The organism is Nocardia sp. CA-135398 (assembly GCF_050955845.1).
Lineage (GTDB): Bacteria > Actinomycetota > Actinomycetes > Mycobacteriales > Mycobacteriaceae > Nocardia.
Genome location: NZ_CP192084.1, coordinates 3,013,677 through 3,030,740, shown reverse-complemented (window position 1 = coordinate 3,030,740; position 17,064 = coordinate 3,013,677). Strand labels below are relative to the sequence as shown.

Below are 17,064 nucleotides of genomic sequence, written 5' to 3'. Positions count from 1 at the left end.
TGGATTCCCTATCAGGCTGGAATGAGTTGCAGGGGAAGGTGTTCGAAGCGGTGGATGATGTTGTTGATCGCCCATTCGGGTTCACCGACGATCTCGATCCGCTCGACGCGCTCGACGAGCGCGGCGAGCATGGCCTGTGTTTCCAGCCGTGCGAGACCTTGACCGGCGCAACCGTGTACGCCGTGGCCGAAACCGAGTTGCCGGGTGGCGTCTCGGCCGATGTCGAAGGTGTCGGGGTCGTCCCATTGCAGCGGGTCGCGGTTGGCCGAGGAGTAGATCACCACCACCCGCGAGCCCGCCGGGATGGGGGTTCCGGCGATGTCGACATCACGAATTGTCTTGCGGGAGAACGCACGTAGTGGTGATTCGAACCGCACGACCTCGTTCACCGCGTTCGGTATGCGGGTGGGATCGTCCTTGAGCAGCTGCCATTGGCCGGGGTGGCGTGCGAAAAGGTACATGGCGCTGGCGATAGCGCTGATCGTGGTGTCCAGCGACGGGGCCAGATAGTCGATCAGCAGGGCGGGGCATTCGGCGCGGGAAAGCGTGCCCTCGTCGGTAGCTTGCAGCACTTGCTGCCCGACGCTGCCCGGCAGCAGGTCCCGTTCGCGGGCGAGCTGTCGGGTGAACTGCATCATCCCCATCCCCGACGGTGCGGTGCACATCGACTGCCGGTTCAGTGGCCCGAGCGCGTCGAATGTGGCTCCCGCCCAGCGCAGCAAATGCTCTCGACCGTGCTGGGGCCAGCCGATCAGGTCCGGCACGACCGACATCGGCAGCGCGGCCGCCAATTCGGCACCGTCGATACGCCCCTTGGCGAGCGCCTGGTCGACGGCCGCGGCCGCCTGCTGGTCGATCGATTCACGCATCGCGCGCAGTGCCCGCGGGGCCAGCCGACGAGCGAGCAACGCGCGGCGGCGGTTGTGATCCTCACCGTCGCTGTTGAGAGTGGTGCCCTTCGAGAGCCGGTTGGCCACCGGATTCAACGCGACCCCGGCTCCGGAGATGAAAGTCCGATCGTCGAGCAGCACGGCTTTGCATTCGCCATAGCGGGGCAGCGCATAAGCGCGTTGCTTGGCCAGCCACACCACAGGCCCCAGTTCGCGCAACCGCGCATAGTGCGGATAAGGATCGAGAATGCCCTGGCGCGAGTAGATGTCGGGGCGATAGACCGGGACCTGGGCTCGATTACGCATCGCAGTTCCTCTTCGAACAGTCATAGGTGTGCGTCGAACACAGTCACGACATAGGCGAGGGCCAGCACACCGACGCCGATCGCCGGTGCGTACTCGGCCACACCGTCACCGACCTTCATATGGGAGATGACAGCGCCGATCATGAACAGCACCAGCCCGATTCCGGCCGCCGCTCCGAGCGGCCACCAGACCGTGCCAGCCAGTACGCCCAAGGCCCCGGCAATCGCCACCACACCGATGCCACGGTAGGCAGTCACCGAATAGTGCAAATGCGCGGCACGCTGACGCATCGACGCCACGGCCAGCGCCATGGCCGCACCGGCGGGCAGAAATACGACCGCCAACAACACGGCGAACACGATGGATGCGATCGTCATCGACCCACACCTACTTTCCATTCGATTGCGGGTCTGCAGTCGACCATCGACAACTCCCTTCAATCGCTGAGGATATCGTCACTTATGAGAATATCGCCAGTCAAGGGTACTGAATATTTCGTCAGTATCGCTCTCAACAGCGCCGACCAGCCCCGCACCGATGTAGTACGCCCATCCGTCGAGGAATTGCACCGAGGCTGCGGCCGCGCAACTCACCCCGCCATGCGGGATTACTCGCTCAACGAGCTATCCGCGAAACCCCTTGCTGGACTTCAGGATCCATAGAACTCGTCGAGCCACGGCCGAAGCGGAGCCTCCACGTCGAGAGTGGGGTCCAGTGCGGCGGCCGAACGCAGCGCCGCGACAGCCAGTTCGATCAGGCATTCGACCACGGCGTCGACGTCGAACGGCTCATCGTTTTGCAGCCAATAAACGGCGGCCTCGTCGATCGCGCCGACAATCGATCGGATCATCATGCGCAAGGCCTGGTTCTGCGGGTCGAGCCCGAGCAGCGAGATCCATGCCTCGATGGTCTGCCACCGGCCTGTCTCGAACACCTCCCAGGCCTCGGGATCGGCGCCCCGACCACCTAGCACCAGGCGTAATGCAAGCCCCCGATGTGCGGCCAGATAACGGAACTGCGCGGTGAACGCGCTGCGAATCTGCTCGACCGGCGATATTTCGGGACGCAGCACATGGGTCTGCAAGATGCGATTCGCGGTGTCCCGTATCGCCTCCAAATAGAGGCCACGCTTGGTGCCGAAGTAATGGAACACCAGCCCATGGGCGGCATCGGCGGCCCGGCAGATGTCAGCCACGGCCACCTCGTCATAACTGCGCTCGGCGAACAACTCGACCGCGGCATCGACGAGGCGCTGCCGAGTTTCGGCGGCCTGCGCGGCGCGCGAGGTCGGTCGGCTCTTATCGGTCGTGCTAGTCATTGCGCCCTCCATCGCCGAACACCTCTGCTGCGCCCGATAGTGCCCGGTGACCTGGGAAAAAACAAGTTGATTTCAAGTCATTGACATGAAATCAACGAAATGGTTACGCTGCTGGCAGGTCGCATCATGTGACCCGACTCACCCATCCACCGCGGTAGCAGGACTGGTACGTCGCACCGTTGCCGTGCGTTGTTCAGGGCGGATCGCAACAAGGAGGCGACCATGGAGGCCCGGAAGAAACTGGCCCGCATCGGCGGGCACCTCTCCAACCCCGCGGGACCGGTGACCGGAGAAACTCAGCCCCCCGGGTTCTCGCGGAGCTATTGGATGAGCAACAGCTTCGGGACCGAAGCCACGCCGTCAGCATTGACCACGCCCAGCGGTCCGGACCAACTGCGGCTGGCCTTCGGTTGTTTCCCCAGTGGCGTTATAGCGGTCTGCGCAATGCGCAACCAACAACCCGCAGGCATGGTGGTCAGCTCGTTCACCTCGGTGTCGCTGGACCCAGCGCTGGTATCGATCTGCATCATGAACAGCTCCCGGACCTGGGCGTCGCTGCGCGATGCGCCCAGGCTGGGGCTCAGCATCCTCGGTGACGAGCAGGAGCCGATGTGCCGGCAACTGGCGTCGCGCTCGCCGGATCGGTTCGCGGGCGTGGAATACGAGTGCACCGCCGAGGGCGCCGTGCTGCTATCCGGCGCGGCAGCATGGCTGGACTGCGCCCTGCACGAGGAGTTTCGCGCAGGCGATCACACGATCGTCGTGCTCGCCATCCGCGGCCTCCACGCCCATCCCACCACCCGTCCCCTGGTTTTCCACGGCTCACGGTATCGCCGTCTCACCACGTGACGGACATCGAATTCAGCAGTGCCACAACATCTTTCATTCCAAGGAGCGACAATGAAGATCGGTAATCTCGGTGATCGCCTGGTCATCGTGACGGCAGCGGGAGCCGTCGACGTCGAGCGCGCCAGCGGCGGCCGCTTCACCGCCGAGCCCCAGGTGATCTACGAGCGTTGGACCGCGTTCCGGGAGTGGGCCCACAGCGCCGACCTGTCCGCCGCTGAGCCGCTGGACCCCGCGCTCCTGCGACCTCCGGTGCCGCGCCCCCCGCAGATCTTCGCCATCGGACTGAACTATCGGCAGCACGCCGCCGAGTCCGGTCTCGACCTGCCGAGCGACCCGCTCGTGTTCACCAAGTTCGCGAGCTGCCTGACCGGTGCGCACAGCAGCATTCCAGTGCCGACCGACGGAACCACCGACTGGGAGATCGAGCTGGCGGTCGTGATCGGCATCGGTGCCCGCAACGTCTCGGCCGACCACGCCTGGGAGCATGTCGCCGGCGTCGCCGTGGCCCAGGACATCTCCGAGCGCTCCATCCAATTTCGCGGTCCCGCACCGCAATTCAGCCTCGGCAAATCGCTTCCCGGCTACGGCCCGATCGGCCCCTGGCTGGTCACCCCCGACGAGCTGCCCGATCCCGACGACCTGCACATGACCTGCACGCTCAATGGAGAGGAAGTGCAGAAGACAAGTACCAAAGACATGATCTTCCCAGTGCCGCAACTGATCTCACGGTTGTCGGCTTTGCTCCCGCTGCTGCCCGGTGACCTGCTGTTCACCGGCACACCCGCCGGCATCGGCAGCGCGATGAATCCGCCGCGCTTCCTGGAGCCCGGCCAGACCCTGATCAGTCGGATCGACGGTGTCGGCGAACTGCAAAACCTCATCGTTGCCGCCGATCCAGCGTGAACCTGCCGAATTTTCAACCATCACAGTAATTTTGGAGTACGGATGACCACCGTAGAGAATGACCGCACCGAGACCATCGAGGATGTGCTCACGCGCATCGCAGAGTTGGCGCCGCTGATCCGGAAGAATGCCGCCGCCAGCGAATCGGACCGGCGAGTATCCGAGGAGACGATCGATGCACTGAAGGAAGCCGGAGCGTTCCGCATCGTGACGCCACGGCGTTTCGGTGGCCTGGAGACGAGCTTGCGGTCGATGCTGGATGTGGCCTCGGCGGTCGCCGAGGCCGACGGCGGCGCGGCATGGGTAGTCACGCTGTCGAACACCAATGCCTGGACCTCCGCCCTCCATCCCGGCCGCGGCCTCGACGAGATGTACGCCGACGGCCCCGACACGATTGTTTCCGGCGTGCTGGCACCGTCGGGCAAAGTCCGTAAAGTGCCCGGCGGGTATCGGGTGGACGGACGCTGGCCATACGCTTCGGCCAGTCTGCACTCCGACTGGACCACCAACGGGGCACTACTGGTCGACGACAACGATCAGGTGCTCGACCAGGTCGCGGTGGCGATCCCCCGGGCAGACTTCCGGGTCGAGGACACCTGGTATGTCGCGGGCATGCGCGCGTCCGGCAGCAACACCATCGTCGTCGAGGACGCGTTCGTCCCCGAACATCGCGTCGCTACGCTCGGCCCGTACCTGGCGGGTGCGCACATCTCCGACCATCCCGATGCGCCGCTCTACCGGTCGGCCCTGACGTCGTTTCTGAACACGGCTGTCACGGGGCCACAACTGGGTCTCGGCCGGGCCGCGCTGAACCTGGTCCGCACCAAGGCGGCGGAAAAGGCACTGGCGTACACCACGGTCACTCGGCAAGCCGACTCCGTCGCCTTCCAGATGCTGGTCGCCGAGGCCGCGATGAAGATCGAAACCGCCCACCTGCACGCCTACCGGGCAGCCGATGACGTCCAGGCGCACGCGGACGCTGGTGTGTTCCCGGAGCTCATCGCCCGCGCCCGGATTCGCGGTGATGTCGCGATCACCTTGCGCAGTATCAACGAGGCGCTGAACATCTTGCTCGACGCACACGGCGCCGCAGCGTTCGCCGAAGTCAATGCCATGCAGCGGATTTGGCGCGATTCCAACGTTGCCGCGCGGCACGCGGTGACGCTGCCCCATGTCTCGATGGAAACCTACGGCAAGGCTCTGCTCGGCATCCCCGAGCACATCACGCCGCTGATCTGACCGGCACCTCGATCTGACGGTCATGGCTGTAGTCCAGTCGAGGGCGTGCTCGCCGCGCCCTCGGCGTGGCAGGTATGGCCAGCCGAGCGAAGCGAGACCGCTTGTCGTCAGCGATGAACGGGACTTTCCGACCACCGTCATGCTGCCGTCCCTCGGTGAGAATGTCACCGAGGCCACCATCAGCCGCTGGCTCGTGCAGCGCGGGGACCCGGTCGAGGCCGGCGAGCCGCTGCTCGAAGTCGCCACCGACAAGGTCGACACCGAAATCCCCAGCCCCGTAACCGGCATACTCGTCGATACCCTCGTCGCCGAGGACACCGTGGTCGCTGTCGGCGCGGCCCTGGCAACAATCGGCACCCCTGTCGAACCCGTCGCTTCTCCGGAGCCACCGGCTCCGGCTGCTGAGGATCCCGTCGAAAGCCGATCCCAGCCGCTGGCCGCACCAGCCACTGACCGGGTGGTGACGCTGCCGCGCATCCGCCGGACCATCGCCCGGCGGATGCGTGAATCCCTCGACACCTCAGCCCAACTGACCACCGTCGTAGAGGTAGATCTGACGGCGATCGCGCGACTGCGCGATGCCGAGAAACAGGAATTCGCCCGGCGCACCGGTGTAAGACTGTCGTTCCTTCCATTTGTCGCGACCGCCGCGGTCGGTGCGCTGGGCGAGCATCCAATCGTCAACGCATCCGTCGATAACGCCTGTACGGAGCTCACCTACCACGACGCCGTCCACCTGGGTATGGCGGTAGACAGCGCCAAAGGTCTGATGGTGCCCGTCATCCGCCACGCCGACGAGCTCGGAATCACCGAAATCGCCATCCGCACTTCGGCTCTCGCCGACCGGGTTCGTGCCGGGACGATCGGCGCCGACGACTTGACCGGTGGCACCTTTACCATCACCAACACCGGCAGCCGCGGAGCCCTCTTCGACACCCCGATCATCAATCGCCCGCAATCGGCGATCCTCGGCGTCGGCGCAGTGGTGGAACGGCTGATTCCGTTGCCCGACACCAACGGTGCCCTGCAGATCGGCGTGCGGTCGATGGCATATCTGTCGCTCACCTATGACCATCGCATCATCGACGGAGCCGACGCGGCCCGCTACTTGGGCGCGGTCCGTGGCAGGCTCGAGACCGGATTCGATCCTGCGCAGCTGCGCTGAAACACCACGGAGGAGGCATCCCACCGCCCCACCGGCCAGACCACCGGCCGGCGTGCCGACAGTGGCACCGGTCGTGATGGTCGTGACCATCCGGTTCCAGGCGGCCTGCTCTCGGTCGTAGGGTGTTTTGAACGGTGCCCGGTCCTCGAACGGCAAAGCCACTGGGCGGTAGATCGCACGCGCCGGATCCAAGCGCGGCGTCGATGTCGCGGTGCGTCCGTCGATATCGGCGGTGATCGGAAAGACGAAATCGTCGATGCGAAAGGACAATTCGGCACCCGCGACTGTGCGCCCGTCCGCGGCCGCGATCGTGAAAACGCCGCCGTCGATATCCATTCGCCCACCGTCGATGGAAATGACAGTGGATGGGGATCGGTGGTGGCGGTGTAGTGCACACTGCCGTTGCCACCCGGTGCCGCACTGGCCACACCGTCAGGGACCGCGATCGAGTACAGCTCGCTCGCTGAGACTAATTGCGCAATCCGTCGCATATGGGATCTGTTAGTGACTGATGGCGCGGGCTACCGCTTCGCCGACTTGTTCGTCGGTCAGGTTGCTGCGTTCGATCAGTACGTGCGAGAGCGCGGTGCGGACGGCGATCTCTGCTGCTTGCGCTGGTGTCACCGTGAGTGATGCGCTGTCGTCGCGGGCGGCGAGCAGTGGTGCGATGAAGGCGCCGACGGTTTCGATCAGGTTGAGGTTGGATCCTTCGTGCTCGATCGCGACGTTGAGTAGCCATGCTGGTTCTCGGTCGCGCAGTCGGGAGATCACCGGGTGTCGGCGCAGGTAGCGGATGGCAAAGACCACAGCGTCTTTCGCCAGTTGCTGCACTGGCGCGAACATGTCGATCTCCAAGTAGGCGGCGCTCATCATGCGGGCTACCTCGATTTTGCTGACGGCGCTGATGAGACCATTCTTGTCTCCGAACTCACGGTAGGCCGTCGCGCGTGAGACGCCGGCTTGGCGGGCGACCGCGGTCAGTGTCAGATCATCGAGGCCGATCTCGGCCATCATCGCCAAGGCGGTGTCCATGAGTAGCGAGGACGACTGCGTCGCGTTGGTCATGCCGGTCATTCTGCACGCTCTCCGATCTGAGACTCCTCGACTGGTTGCGGCATCTTCAGTTCTGAGACTACATTCGCAATCAGTCTCAGTGATGGATCTTTGATTCGATCCACGCGCAGGACTCGGAACATCGACGTTCGGAGGTAGGGCATGCGGAAAATCGGCGATCATGCGGTCGTGTTGGGTGCGGGCATCGGCGGGCTGCTGGCCGCTCGTGTGCTCAGCGAGGCTTACGCGAAGGTGACGGTGATCGAGCGCGATGCTCTGCTCGACGATTCCGAGGCGCGGAAAGGCGTCCCGCAGGGGCGACACGTGCATGGGTTGCTGCCGCGGGGTAAGGACATCCTCGAGGAGCTGTTTCCGGGGTTCGGGCAGGACCTGCAGGCCAGCGGTGTGGTCGAATGCGACGCGCTGTCCGAAGTCCGCTTCGCTATGGCCGGTCGCACCCTGAAGCGAATACCGACCGGGCACAGAGCATTTCAGGCAAGTCGCCCACACCTGGAGTATCACCTCCGCAGGCGGGTCGAGGCGCTGCCCAATGTCACCATCCGCGACAGATGCGATGCCGGGGCGCCGGTCGTCAGCGCCGACGGCACCCGGGTTACCGGCGTCGCGATCCTGGACCGCACCGACGGCACCCGTGAGACGCTCGATGCGGATCTGGTCGTGGCGTCGATGGGTCGTGCCAGCGTCGTGCCGTCATGGCTGGACAAGCTCGGCTACGAGCGGCCGGCCGAAGAAGGCACCACGATCGACATCGTCTACCGCAGCACCTTCATCCAGCTGCCGCCCAACGCGCTGCCCCGCGACAAGCTGATCACGATCGGTGTGCGCGATCTACCGCCGCGTGCGCTGGCCTTATTCGCCGTCGAAGGCGACCGCCACATCCTGACGCTGATCGGCCACGACGGCGAGGAACCACCGAAGGACCCGGCAGGATTCCTCGACTTCGCCGCAGCCATCGCCCCACCCGATGTACTCGATGCCATCAAGAACGGTGAACTCCTCGGCGAGATCTCGGCCTTCCGATACAAGGCCAACTTGCGGCGGCGCTACGAACGGCTCGACCGTTTCCCCGAGGGCCTGCTCGCGGTCGGCGACAGCGTGTGCAGCTTCAGCCCCGTTTACGGCCAGGGAATGACGGTCGCCGCGATCCAGATGACCGTGCTGCGCGACTGCCTCGCCCGAGGTGGAAAGGACCTTGCCACAAGGTTTTACACGGCGGTCACGCCCGAGATCGACAACGCTTGGCAGCTCACTGTGATCGCTGACGGCGCGATGCCACACGTCACCGCCAGCGCCTCACTGCCGGTCCGAGCCGCGGTCGCGGCTCTGGATCCGGTGTTGATCGCGGCCGAGCAGGACTCCGCGGTCGCGACAGCTTTGTACCGGGTGATGGGACTGGTCGACAAACCCAGCGCCCTCCTGTCACCCGCCGTCGTCGCGCGTATCGGCATCGCCAATGCCCGTACGGCACTGGACAGCCTCGGTGGCCTGCTGAAGGTGGGTCGCAAATGATCGAGAGTCCCACCGCAATCCGAGATCAAGGACTATCTGCACCGCTGCGCCGACGACTTCGGCGTCATCGACCATCGATTCGGACACGACGTCCTCGACGCCGCCCGGGACGACAACGCCCAACTCTGGCGTGTCACCACCTCGCAAGCCGTCGGAAACCGCTCTCGCCGCCGCGCCCGACCTGCTGCTGGCCGACTCAGAACATGCTCTCGGCAGCTGTCATAATGTCGGTGTCCAGGGCAGCGATGACCGCATGGTCGGCACTCAGTCGCGGCAGCACCTGCTGAGCGAAGAACCCGGCCACCGCGACTTTGCCTTCATAGAAGGCTCGATCGGCGCCGTCCGGATCGGAATCCAATGTGGTGAGCGCGGTTTCCGCGGCGACGATCAGGCGCCATCCCACCAGGAGATCCCCGACGGCCAGCAGAAAGCGAACCGACCCCAGGCCGACCTTGTACAGTTCGGACGGCTGTTCCGGGGTCGCGAGGAGGTAACCGCTCAGCGCGGCGACCATCTGCTGCACCTGTTCGACCGCGGTGGCCAGCAGTTCCTTGGCCATCTTCAGCCGCGCCTGGCCGTGCTCGGATTCCGCTGTCTCCCGGACTTTGCCGAGCAGGTGTGCCAGCGCGACACCACGATTGCGTGCGATCTTGCGGAAGATGAAGTCCTGCGCCTGGATTGCCGTGGTGCCCTCGTACAGCGAGTCGATCTTCGAGTCGCGGATGTACTGCTCGATCGGGTAGTCCTGCAGATAGCCGGATCCGCCCAGCGTCTGTAGCGATTCGGCAAGATATTGATAGGCGCGCTCGGATCCGACGCCTTTGACGATCGGCAGCAGCAGATCGTTGACCTGCGCCGCCAGCTCCGGGTCCGCGCCCGACAGGTGCCGGGCCACGACATCGTTCTGATGGCCGGCGGCGTAGAGGTAGACCGAGCGTAGACCCTCGGCATACGCCTTCTGTAGCAGCAGGGAGCGGCGTACGTCCGGATGGTGGATGATGGTCACCTTCGGCGCGCTCTTGTCGGCCGTCTGCGTGAGGTCGGCGCCCTGCACTCGGGTCTTGGCGTACTCCAGAGCCGTCAGATATCCGGTGGACAGTGTGGCGATCGCCTTGGTGCCCACCATCATTCGCGCTTCCTCGATGACCTTGAACATCTGCGCGATGCCGTCGTGCCGGTCGCCGACCAGCCAGCCGACGGCCGGCACGCCGTGTCCGCTGAAGGTCAGCTCACAGGTCGCCGACGCCTTCAGGCCCATCTTGTGCTCGACATTGGTGACGAAAACGCCGTTTCGTTTACCGAGCTCACCGGATTCGGGATCGAAATGGAATTTAGGCACCAGGAACAGCGACAGTCCCTTCGTGCCAGGTCCGGCGCCCTCGGGCCGAGCCAGGACCACATGCATGATGTTCTCGGACAGATCGTCCGAATCAGCGCTTGTGATGAAGCGCTTGATGCCCTCGATATGCCACGAACCATCCTGCTGCCGAACGGCTTTCGTGCGGCCGGCGCCCACATCCGAACCCGCGTCCGGTTCTGTGAGCACCATGGTCGCGCCCCAGTTCCGCTGCACCATCAGCTTCGCCCAGCGCTGCTGCTGTGGGGTGCCGATACCGTGGATGATGTTCGCCATGATGGTGCCGGTGAGGTACATGTAGGCAGCAGGTTGCGCACCCAGCACGAATTCTGACACGGCCCAGGCGATCATGGCTGGTGCAGGCACGCCGCCGATCTCCTCGGCCTTGCCCACCCGCCACCATTCGGCGTCCTGCCAGGCCCGCACCGCCGTCTTGAATTCTTCCGGCAGCCGCACCGAGTGCGTCGGCGGGTCGAACACCGGTGGGGTGCGGTCGGTCTCGGCGTAGTGTGCGGCCACTGGGCCTTCTGCCAGCCGGGCCGCTTCGGTCAGCATCGACCGCACGGTGTCGCCGTCCAGGTCACCGTAAGCACCCGACGCAAGTACGGCGTCGAGCCCATACACCTCGAACAGGTTGAAAACGAGGTCACGCACGTTGCTCTTGTAATGGCTCACGGGGCCAATGCCTTTCGAAAAAAGAGTGAAGTGCCGCAGACGGTTGCATGGACGCGTCGCCGTCCGGCCACACTCTGCGGCAGCCGCAGGCGGAGCGCAATCGCAAGTTAACAGCCGCTAAGCAGATATTCCGGGCAAACCCGGGGACGAATTCTCTGATAGCACTACCGTTGGCGATCAAAAGTTAATGGCCACTAAGTGGCGCGAATCACTTCGCCATACCCCGCTGTCCGATTGGAGCCGATTGGATGTGCTCCCCCACGGCAACCAGCACATCGGCGAAATCTCCCCGCCGACACAACCGCGGATTACGCACGGCGTCGATGACAACAGTGGCGGCGGCGCGAACCAGTACTCGAGCCACCGGTAGCGGAACCTCAGGCCGCGCGGCCTGCAACAGCCTGCCCCACTGGGCGATCCCGTCTCGGCGCACTCGGCGATACCGCTGCACCGCATCGCCGGGCAAGTGCCGCGCCTCGCTGACGGTGATGGCGAGTAGATCCGGTTCGTCGACGCCGAAGCGCGCGAAACTACGCATGAGCGATCGCATCGACTCCTCGGCGCTGCGCCCCTCCGCGACCGCCCGTGCGAGCATCAGCCGTAGCCATTCGTCCTGTCGGCGCACAATCTGATCCAGCAGGTCGGCCTTGCTCGAAAAGTGGTAGTACAGCGCGGGCCCGGATACGCCCACGGCCGCGCCGATATCCTCGATACCGACCGCGGCGTATCCGCGCGTGCTGAACAATCGCGCAGCCTCGGCCAGCATCCGCTCCGACCGCAGCGCCCGATCCAGTTCGATATTGCCGGTATCCGAACGCACCGGCCGTACCAGGCCACTGCTTGCCGACCTAGGCAGTCGAGTCGAGACCACCGCTGCGACAGCAGCATCGAGCACATGGGCCGTCATAGGTGGCGGCAACTCGGCGCGATGATAGGACGGGCTCATCGCGACCGAGAGCACGCACCAACTCAGCAGCTCGACGTCCGGACCGCTCAGCTCCGGCCGAGACCCGTGGATCCAGCGCCGCAGATGCCCGGTGAGCCGGATGACGCGCACCAGCACAGCACTTCGATCGTCAGGCGCGAGATTCCGAAACTCCAACTGCCACAACCTCGGCAGCCCGCGCAGCTCCAGCGCCACCCGAACCAGCTCGAACGGCACCGCGGAGCCGCGGCTGTCGGCACGACTGGCCGCGGCGATCCTCGCCAGGGTGTCATCGAGTCCAACCAACAGACACTGCCCGAGCAGCTGCTGTTTGTTACGAAAATGGCGATACAGCGCTGGCGCCGAAATACCCACGGCCGCAGCAATATCGGCCATAGACGTCCCGTGATATCCGCGGTGGGCAAAGGCATCTACCGCGGCGGCGAGGATCATGGCACGCCGGTTCGGTGGTCGGCTACGGGAAGTGGTGCGCATCGCCACCCAGTCTTGCCCACCGGACCCGGACCCGAGGGAAGCGGGTCGAGATCGCGAAGTGTCAGTGTCGTGCCGCCGCTGCGTGCCGGGGGTCGCCCGCGAAGGCGACCGACATCGTGCTGGGGCTGACCAACGCTGCCCCTCGCGCCGTTGCGATCGGGCATGTCCATGCGATCATCGGCGCAGTCGATCGCCGGTCGGCCCCGTCGACGAATTGAACGCACCAGCTTCTACGGGCGGTTGCGGATGTCGCGCACGTGAGTGATCGGCGGCTTGCCGTCGCCCGGACTTCGTGGATCCATATCGAACAAGGTGGTCGCGGCGAACAGCTCGCCCAGTTTACCGAAACCGTAACTGCGGGAATCGAAGTCGGGCCGCTGCTTGGTGATGATGGAGCCCACGGTGTCCAAGCGGGCCCAGCCGCTGTCATCGGACGCGGCGTCGACCGCATTGCGGAGCAGGTTCATCAGCTTGCTGTCGCCCTTGAGCTGATTCGCCTCGACGCTGCGGCGTTTGGGTGCGGGCGTTTCTTCGGTGACCTCGGCGAGATTTTCGGTGTAGATGAACTTGTCGCATGCCGCGACGAACGGTTTCGGCGTCTTGCGCTGGCCGAATCCGTATACGGTCAGCCCGGATTCGCGGATCCGGCTGGCCAGTCTGGTGAAATCGCTATCGCTCGAGACGATGACAAAACCGTCGAGCTTGCCGGTGTACAGCAGATCCATCGCGTCGATGATCATCGCCGAATCGGTGGCGTTCTTGCCGGTGGTGTAGCCGAACTGTTGGATCGGCTGGATGGACTGGGCGAGCAGGTGTTCCTTCCAGCCCTTCAAATTGGTGCTGGTCCAATCGCCGTAGGCGCGCTTGACGTGCGCGGTCCCGTACTTGGCGACCTCGGCCAGCAAGCCTTCGGCGATTGTGGGCGCGGAGTTGTCCGCGTCGATGAGCACGGCAAGCCGCGTCGCATTATCGCTGGCCAAGACGTTTCCTCTCGCAGACGGTCGAGAACCAACCGTAGTCGCGATGGGAGTGTTCTGGATCTTCATCGGGTTCGGCCGAGAGTTCGCATCGGGCTTTATGGACGGTGTGCATCTCGCGCACGCTGATCCCGGCTAGCGCCCTCGAACGATAGCTCAATACTTACTGTTTCCGCAGGTCAAGGCGCGTGGCAGTAGACGATCCCGCTTACCACTTCGGCCTGCATCGTGTGGCCGGACGCATCGCAGCGCACCAGGCAACGCGGCAGATATTCGCGCGGCGAAGGGTTCTGTGTACGTTCCAGACGGCCGCGGGCCCTCCGCAATCGGCAAACAACACTCCGGCCCCTCAGTCCTCTAGGTTGGCGGCCTTATTTGCCGAGTCCATTCTCCGTCGGCGCCGCCGGAATCGGGCAAAACTAATACCGCCCAAGGGATCTCGGCGAGATAATGCCACACTCCCGGCGGCTAGGAGAAAGCTTGAACCTCCCACGGGGTAGCGGTGGTTCGATATGCTCACTGGCGGAACGACTTTCGGCCATACGCCGCGATGTCATGCGGATCCGTCCGGGCTATATTGCTGGAGCGGGTAGTACGACTGTGAGTGTGTTGGTTCGCGGGAAGGACATCGACTGATGACAGTGCGGCGAGTAGCGGCAGGGGTCGTGGTGTCGGCAGGGATCGGTGCGTTGATGTGTGGAATACAGGCGACGCCGGCACAGGCGGATCCGCTACCGCAATGGGCGCCGTTCGGCACCACCCTCTACACCTTCGGGGATGCGAATTTCTGTGCTGGGACGATCGGCGTGGCGGTGGAGGCCGCACCGCATCTGCCCGGCCACGTGCTGGCCCACGTGACACCACTGGGCTATCAGCGCGGGCCATGCGGCAATCATGTGATGCTGGGGTGGCTGGGCTCAGCGGGTGCGCGGGCGCAAGATGTGTATGTGCACACTGATGCGACGCCGGGCGACACCGTGACCGTGGACCTGTGGGTGGGCATGGGTCCGGCCAAGATCATGGCCGACACTTGGCCGATCCAGGGCCCGTTCGCGGAGTGGTATCTGCTGGTGCCATAGCCGAGCGCCTGGGTGCGGGCGGATGAGGGGCATACGCCGACGCGGCCCATAGATCCATGTAATCCGTTGCGCGCCCGAACTTTCTGGAGGAAACTGGCCGGATTCAATCGGTGGTCGCAATACCGGGTTGTCGAAGCGATTGTAGGTACTCGTTGAAGGCTTCGGCAGGTGTCTTCCATCCGAGGGTTTTGCGTGGTCTGGTGTTGAGGGTGTGGGCGATGGCTTCTGGTCGATACCCCTCCGGACAGACCACTACGCCCGCGGCCGGTTGGGGATGCGACTTCTCGACCAATGGCTGCCGTGAACCCAGGACCCTGCCCGGCTCGTTTGTGCTGCGCGCCACCCCGTGGCTGGTAGCCCTCGTCGCCGGGTCCGGCATCGGCTACGCGCTGTACTTGAAACAGCGTGACCCGGCCCGCTACGCCATGCTCGGACGGACCGTTCTCCAAGAATCGCACGAGCGGTAATATCTGGATTCCTTCTCGTGTCCCGGTTTCCGGGCCAGGAGAGTTCCTCCCGTACTGACGCCGTCATCACAAAACCCGACCATGTTTTGCGTGTCCTGCCGCGGCCACAAACCTGCGGCAACCGGACCAAAACCGTCACCGCTATTTCCCGATGACCAGCAGTTTTCGGTGTTGCAGGAGGTTGGCGTACTGGTCGATACCCCCTCCGGACACCTAGCTGTGGCATTAATGCCCAAAATTCAGGTCCGGGCATCGCCTGGACACCACTGTCCTGGCCGTACACCGCCACCTGCGGGTTTGCTCCATTCGTGCCGTTAAGGATCGCGTCAGGAGCAACAAACCCTTCAACTCACAACAAAACAAGTCACGACTAACTTGCCCGCCTAATTTGAGGCGCGGCAAACTAGCCAACAACGAGCGATTTCCGCTCCCGTCTCCCATAATGAAGATGTCGCCCCCTGAGGCGTCAGCGTCGTATTCCTCTGAGGAATGGGGCAGGTTCATGGGAATCATTTCGCGAGGCTTTCACGGCCGGACGCGTCCAGCGGATGTAAAGCTGCCTCCCGGGCAATATCTCACCGACGACTTTCCGGTGCTGTCAGCCGGTCCCACGCCGAGCATCGCACCGGAAGAGTGGGAGTTCACCATCACAACCGAGAGCGGGACACGTCACCGCTGGACGTGGCAGGACCTGTTGGCGCTGCCGAGCGAGCGGCCGACGGTAGACCTGCACTGCGTGACCAAATGGTCGAAGCTGGGCACCGACTGGCAAGGGGTGTCGCTGGACACGCTGTTCGCCGGGGTGGAGACGGCGGCCGATTTCGCGCTGGTCCACTCCTACGGCGACTACACGACGAATCTGCCGCTGGAGGACATGCTGAACGGCGGCGCGTGGATCGCCTACCAGTACCAGGGCGAGGACCTGGCTCCGGTGCACGGCGGCCCGGCCCGGCTGCTGGTGCCGCATCTGTACCTGTGGAAGTCGGCCAAGTGGGTGAACGGGATGCAGCTGCTGACCGAGGACGAGCCGGGGTTCTGGGAGAGCGCCGGCTACCACGACTATGGTGATCCGTGGCGCGAGCAGCGGTACCAGGGCGACTGAAGGCTCCCCTGATCTGGCAGGCCGCCCGGTTGGTCGGTCTGCGCAATGAGACGCTTTCGGCCCGAACACTGGTCTTCGATGTGCCCGGCTGGTCCGGGCACCTGGCCGGTCAGCACGTGGATGTACGGCTGACCGCCGAGGATGGCTACAGCACCCAGCGCAGCTACTCACTGGCTTCGGCACCCGACGACGACCGGATCGAGCTGACGGTGCAGCGTGTAGCCGATGGGGAGGTCTCGCCGTATCTGGCCGATGTGATGGAGATCGGTGACCTGGTGGAGATCCGGGGACCGGTGGGCGGCTGGTTCGTCTGGCGCCCGGCCGACATCCGCCCGGTGCTGCTGATGGGCGGCGGATCGGGGATCGTCCCGTTGATGGCCATGATCCGCATGCGCCGCAGCCTCGGCAGCCGCACCCCCTTCCGGCTGATCTACTCGGTCCGCACCCCCGAGGACCAGTACTACACCTCCGAACTGCGCACCCCGCAGCCCGGTGACGGCGGCCTGGACGTCACCCACCTATACACCCGGCACACGCCTGAGGGCTGGCCGAGACCCGCCAAGCGCCTGCAACTCGCGGACCTGCAGACCTATGGCTGGCCGCCGGAGTTCGAGCCGGTCTGTTTAGTCTGCGGGCCAACTGGCTTCGTCGAGACCGCCGCGGCCCAGCTGGTGGCCCTGGGCCACAACCCCCGCCAGATCAGAACCGAACGCTTCGGCCCCACAGGAGGCTGA

The 17,064-nt window shown here is 64.6% G+C and carries 16 protein-coding genes; 9 read left to right on the top strand and 7 right to left on the bottom strand.

The window, feature by feature from the left end:
• Positions 1 to 11 precede the first annotated feature (11 nt).
• From ACQP1T_RS13250 to ACQP1T_RS13240, 3 genes are all read right to left on the bottom strand, one after another.
• Positions 12 to 1,196 (bottom strand): cytochrome P450, encoded by a 1,185-nt coding sequence (locus ACQP1T_RS13250; protein WP_433760328.1) that lies wholly within the window; start codon positions 1,194 to 1,196, stop codon positions 12 to 14.
• A gap of 20 nt (positions 1,197 to 1,216) precedes the next feature.
• Positions 1,217 to 1,573, bottom strand: coding sequence for a DoxX family protein (locus tag ACQP1T_RS13245; RefSeq protein ID WP_433760327.1), 357 nt, complete (start codon positions 1,571 to 1,573; stop codon positions 1,217 to 1,219).
• A gap of 272 nt (positions 1,574 to 1,845) precedes the next feature.
• Positions 1,846 to 2,514, bottom strand: a complete 669-nt coding sequence (locus ACQP1T_RS13240; protein WP_433760325.1) for a TetR/AcrR family transcriptional regulator — start codon at positions 2,512 to 2,514, stop codon at positions 1,846 to 1,848.
• Between the two features lie 327 nt (positions 2,515 to 2,841).
• Here ACQP1T_RS13240 and ACQP1T_RS13235 point away from each other — a divergent pair, with 327 nt between their 5' ends.
• From ACQP1T_RS13235 to ACQP1T_RS13220, 4 genes are all read left to right on the top strand, one after another.
• Positions 2,842 to 3,363: a flavin reductase family protein gene (locus ACQP1T_RS13235; protein WP_433762185.1), complete on the top strand. Its 522-nt coding sequence runs from the start codon at positions 2,842 to 2,844 to the stop codon at positions 3,361 to 3,363.
• Between the two features lie 51 nt (positions 3,364 to 3,414).
• Complete coding sequence (locus ACQP1T_RS13230; protein ID WP_433760323.1) at positions 3,415 to 4,266, top strand: fumarylacetoacetate hydrolase family protein; 852 nt, start codon at positions 3,415 to 3,417, stop codon at positions 4,264 to 4,266.
• A gap of 42 nt (positions 4,267 to 4,308) precedes the next feature.
• Positions 4,309 to 5,505 carry an oxidoreductase gene (locus tag ACQP1T_RS13225; RefSeq protein ID WP_433760321.1) on the top strand — a complete coding sequence of 399 codons (1,197 nt, stop codon included), beginning with the start codon at positions 4,309 to 4,311 and terminating at the stop codon, positions 5,503 to 5,505.
• A gap of 139 nt (positions 5,506 to 5,644) precedes the next feature.
• Positions 5,645 to 6,670, top strand: a complete 1,026-nt coding sequence (locus ACQP1T_RS13220; RefSeq protein ID WP_433760320.1) for a 2-oxo acid dehydrogenase subunit E2 — start codon at positions 5,645 to 5,647, stop codon at positions 6,668 to 6,670.
• Positions 6,671 to 7,171: 501 nt separating this feature from the next.
• On the opposite strand, the gene ACQP1T_RS13215 is transcribed toward ACQP1T_RS13220, so the two are convergent.
• Complete coding sequence (locus tag ACQP1T_RS13215) at positions 7,172 to 7,744, bottom strand: TetR/AcrR family transcriptional regulator (RefSeq protein WP_433760317.1); 573 nt, start codon at positions 7,742 to 7,744, stop codon at positions 7,172 to 7,174.
• 141 nt (positions 7,745 to 7,885) lie between these two features.
• Here ACQP1T_RS13215 and ACQP1T_RS13210 point away from each other — a divergent pair, with 141 nt between their 5' ends.
• Positions 7,886 to 9,253: an FAD-dependent oxidoreductase gene (locus ACQP1T_RS13210; RefSeq protein WP_433760315.1), complete on the top strand. Its 1,368-nt coding sequence runs from the start codon at positions 7,886 to 7,888 to the stop codon at positions 9,251 to 9,253.
• 196 nt (positions 9,254 to 9,449) lie between these two features.
• Here the strand turns inward: ACQP1T_RS13210 and ACQP1T_RS13205 are convergent, their stop codons facing one another.
• From ACQP1T_RS13205 to ACQP1T_RS13195, 3 genes are all read right to left on the bottom strand, one after another.
• Positions 9,450 to 11,285, bottom strand: coding sequence for an acyl-CoA dehydrogenase (locus ACQP1T_RS13205; RefSeq protein ID WP_433760313.1), 1,836 nt, complete (start codon positions 11,283 to 11,285; stop codon positions 9,450 to 9,452).
• A gap of 208 nt (positions 11,286 to 11,493) precedes the next feature.
• On the bottom strand, positions 11,494 to 12,705 hold the full coding sequence (locus ACQP1T_RS13200; protein WP_433760312.1) for a TetR/AcrR family transcriptional regulator: 1,212 nt from the start codon (positions 12,703 to 12,705) through the stop codon (positions 11,494 to 11,496).
• Positions 12,706 to 12,935: 230 nt separating this feature from the next.
• A complete protein-coding gene (locus ACQP1T_RS13195) occupies positions 12,936 to 13,685 on the bottom strand; it encodes an NYN domain-containing protein (RefSeq protein WP_433760311.1) in 750 nt (249 codons plus the stop codon).
• A 632-nt stretch (positions 13,686 to 14,317) separates the two neighbouring features.
• Here ACQP1T_RS13195 and ACQP1T_RS13190 point away from each other — a divergent pair.
• The 4 genes from ACQP1T_RS13190 (at position 14,318) to ACQP1T_RS13175 (ending at position 17,064) form a co-directional block, all read left to right on the top strand.
• Positions 14,318 to 14,761 carry a hypothetical protein gene (locus ACQP1T_RS13190; RefSeq protein WP_433760309.1) on the top strand — a complete coding sequence of 148 codons (444 nt, stop codon included), beginning with the start codon at positions 14,318 to 14,320 and terminating at the stop codon, positions 14,759 to 14,761.
• A 218-nt stretch (positions 14,762 to 14,979) separates the two neighbouring features.
• Positions 14,980 to 15,228 (top strand): hypothetical protein, encoded by a 249-nt coding sequence (locus tag ACQP1T_RS13185; protein WP_433762586.1) that lies wholly within the window; start codon positions 14,980 to 14,982, stop codon positions 15,226 to 15,228.
• A 502-nt stretch (positions 15,229 to 15,730) separates the two neighbouring features.
• Positions 15,731 to 16,330, top strand: a complete 600-nt coding sequence (locus tag ACQP1T_RS13180; protein WP_433760308.1) for a molybdopterin-dependent oxidoreductase — start codon at positions 15,731 to 15,733, stop codon at positions 16,328 to 16,330.
• The gene (locus tag ACQP1T_RS13175; protein ID WP_433760307.1) at positions 16,300 to 17,064 is read left to right on the top strand and encodes a ferredoxin reductase; all 765 of its coding nucleotides are present in this window, start codon (positions 16,300 to 16,302) and stop codon (positions 17,062 to 17,064) included. The genes ACQP1T_RS13180 and ACQP1T_RS13175 overlap by 31 nt, the downstream gene beginning before the upstream one ends.

Bases quoted from the DNA above. Each gene is read 5' to 3' on its own strand.
- ACQP1T_RS13235 (WP_433762185.1), top strand. From the start codon at position 2,842: ATGAGCAACAGCTTCGGGACCGAAGCCACGCCGTCAGCATTGACCACG.
- ACQP1T_RS13185 (WP_433762586.1), top strand. From the start codon at position 14,980: ATGGCTTCTGGTCGATACCCCTCCGGACAGACCACTACGCCCGCGGCC.
- ACQP1T_RS13225 (WP_433760321.1), top strand. From the start codon at position 4,309: ATGACCACCGTAGAGAATGACCGCACCGAGACCATCGAGGATGTGCTC.
- ACQP1T_RS13190 (WP_433760309.1), top strand. From the start codon at position 14,318: ATGACAGTGCGGCGAGTAGCGGCAGGGGTCGTGGTGTCGGCAGGGATC.
- ACQP1T_RS13230 (WP_433760323.1), top strand. From the start codon at position 3,415: ATGAAGATCGGTAATCTCGGTGATCGCCTGGTCATCGTGACGGCAGCG.
- ACQP1T_RS13210 (WP_433760315.1), top strand. From the start codon at position 7,886: ATGCGGAAAATCGGCGATCATGCGGTCGTGTTGGGTGCGGGCATCGGC.
- ACQP1T_RS13215 (WP_433760317.1), bottom strand. From the start codon at position 7,744: ATGACCGGCATGACCAACGCGACGCAGTCGTCCTCGCTACTCATGGAC.
- ACQP1T_RS13250 (WP_433760328.1), bottom strand. From the start codon at position 1,196: ATGCGTAATCGAGCCCAGGTCCCGGTCTATCGCCCCGACATCTACTCG.
- ACQP1T_RS13200 (WP_433760312.1), bottom strand. From the start codon at position 12,705: ATGCGCACCACTTCCCGTAGCCGACCACCGAACCGGCGTGCCATGATC.
- ACQP1T_RS13245 (WP_433760327.1), bottom strand. From the start codon at position 1,573: ATGACGATCGCATCCATCGTGTTCGCCGTGTTGTTGGCGGTCGTATTT.
- ACQP1T_RS13180 (WP_433760308.1), top strand. From the start codon at position 15,731: ATGGGAATCATTTCGCGAGGCTTTCACGGCCGGACGCGTCCAGCGGAT.
- ACQP1T_RS13240 (WP_433760325.1), bottom strand. From the start codon at position 2,514: ATGACTAGCACGACCGATAAGAGCCGACCGACCTCGCGCGCCGCGCAG.
- ACQP1T_RS13220 (WP_433760320.1), top strand. From the start codon at position 5,645: ATGCTGCCGTCCCTCGGTGAGAATGTCACCGAGGCCACCATCAGCCGC.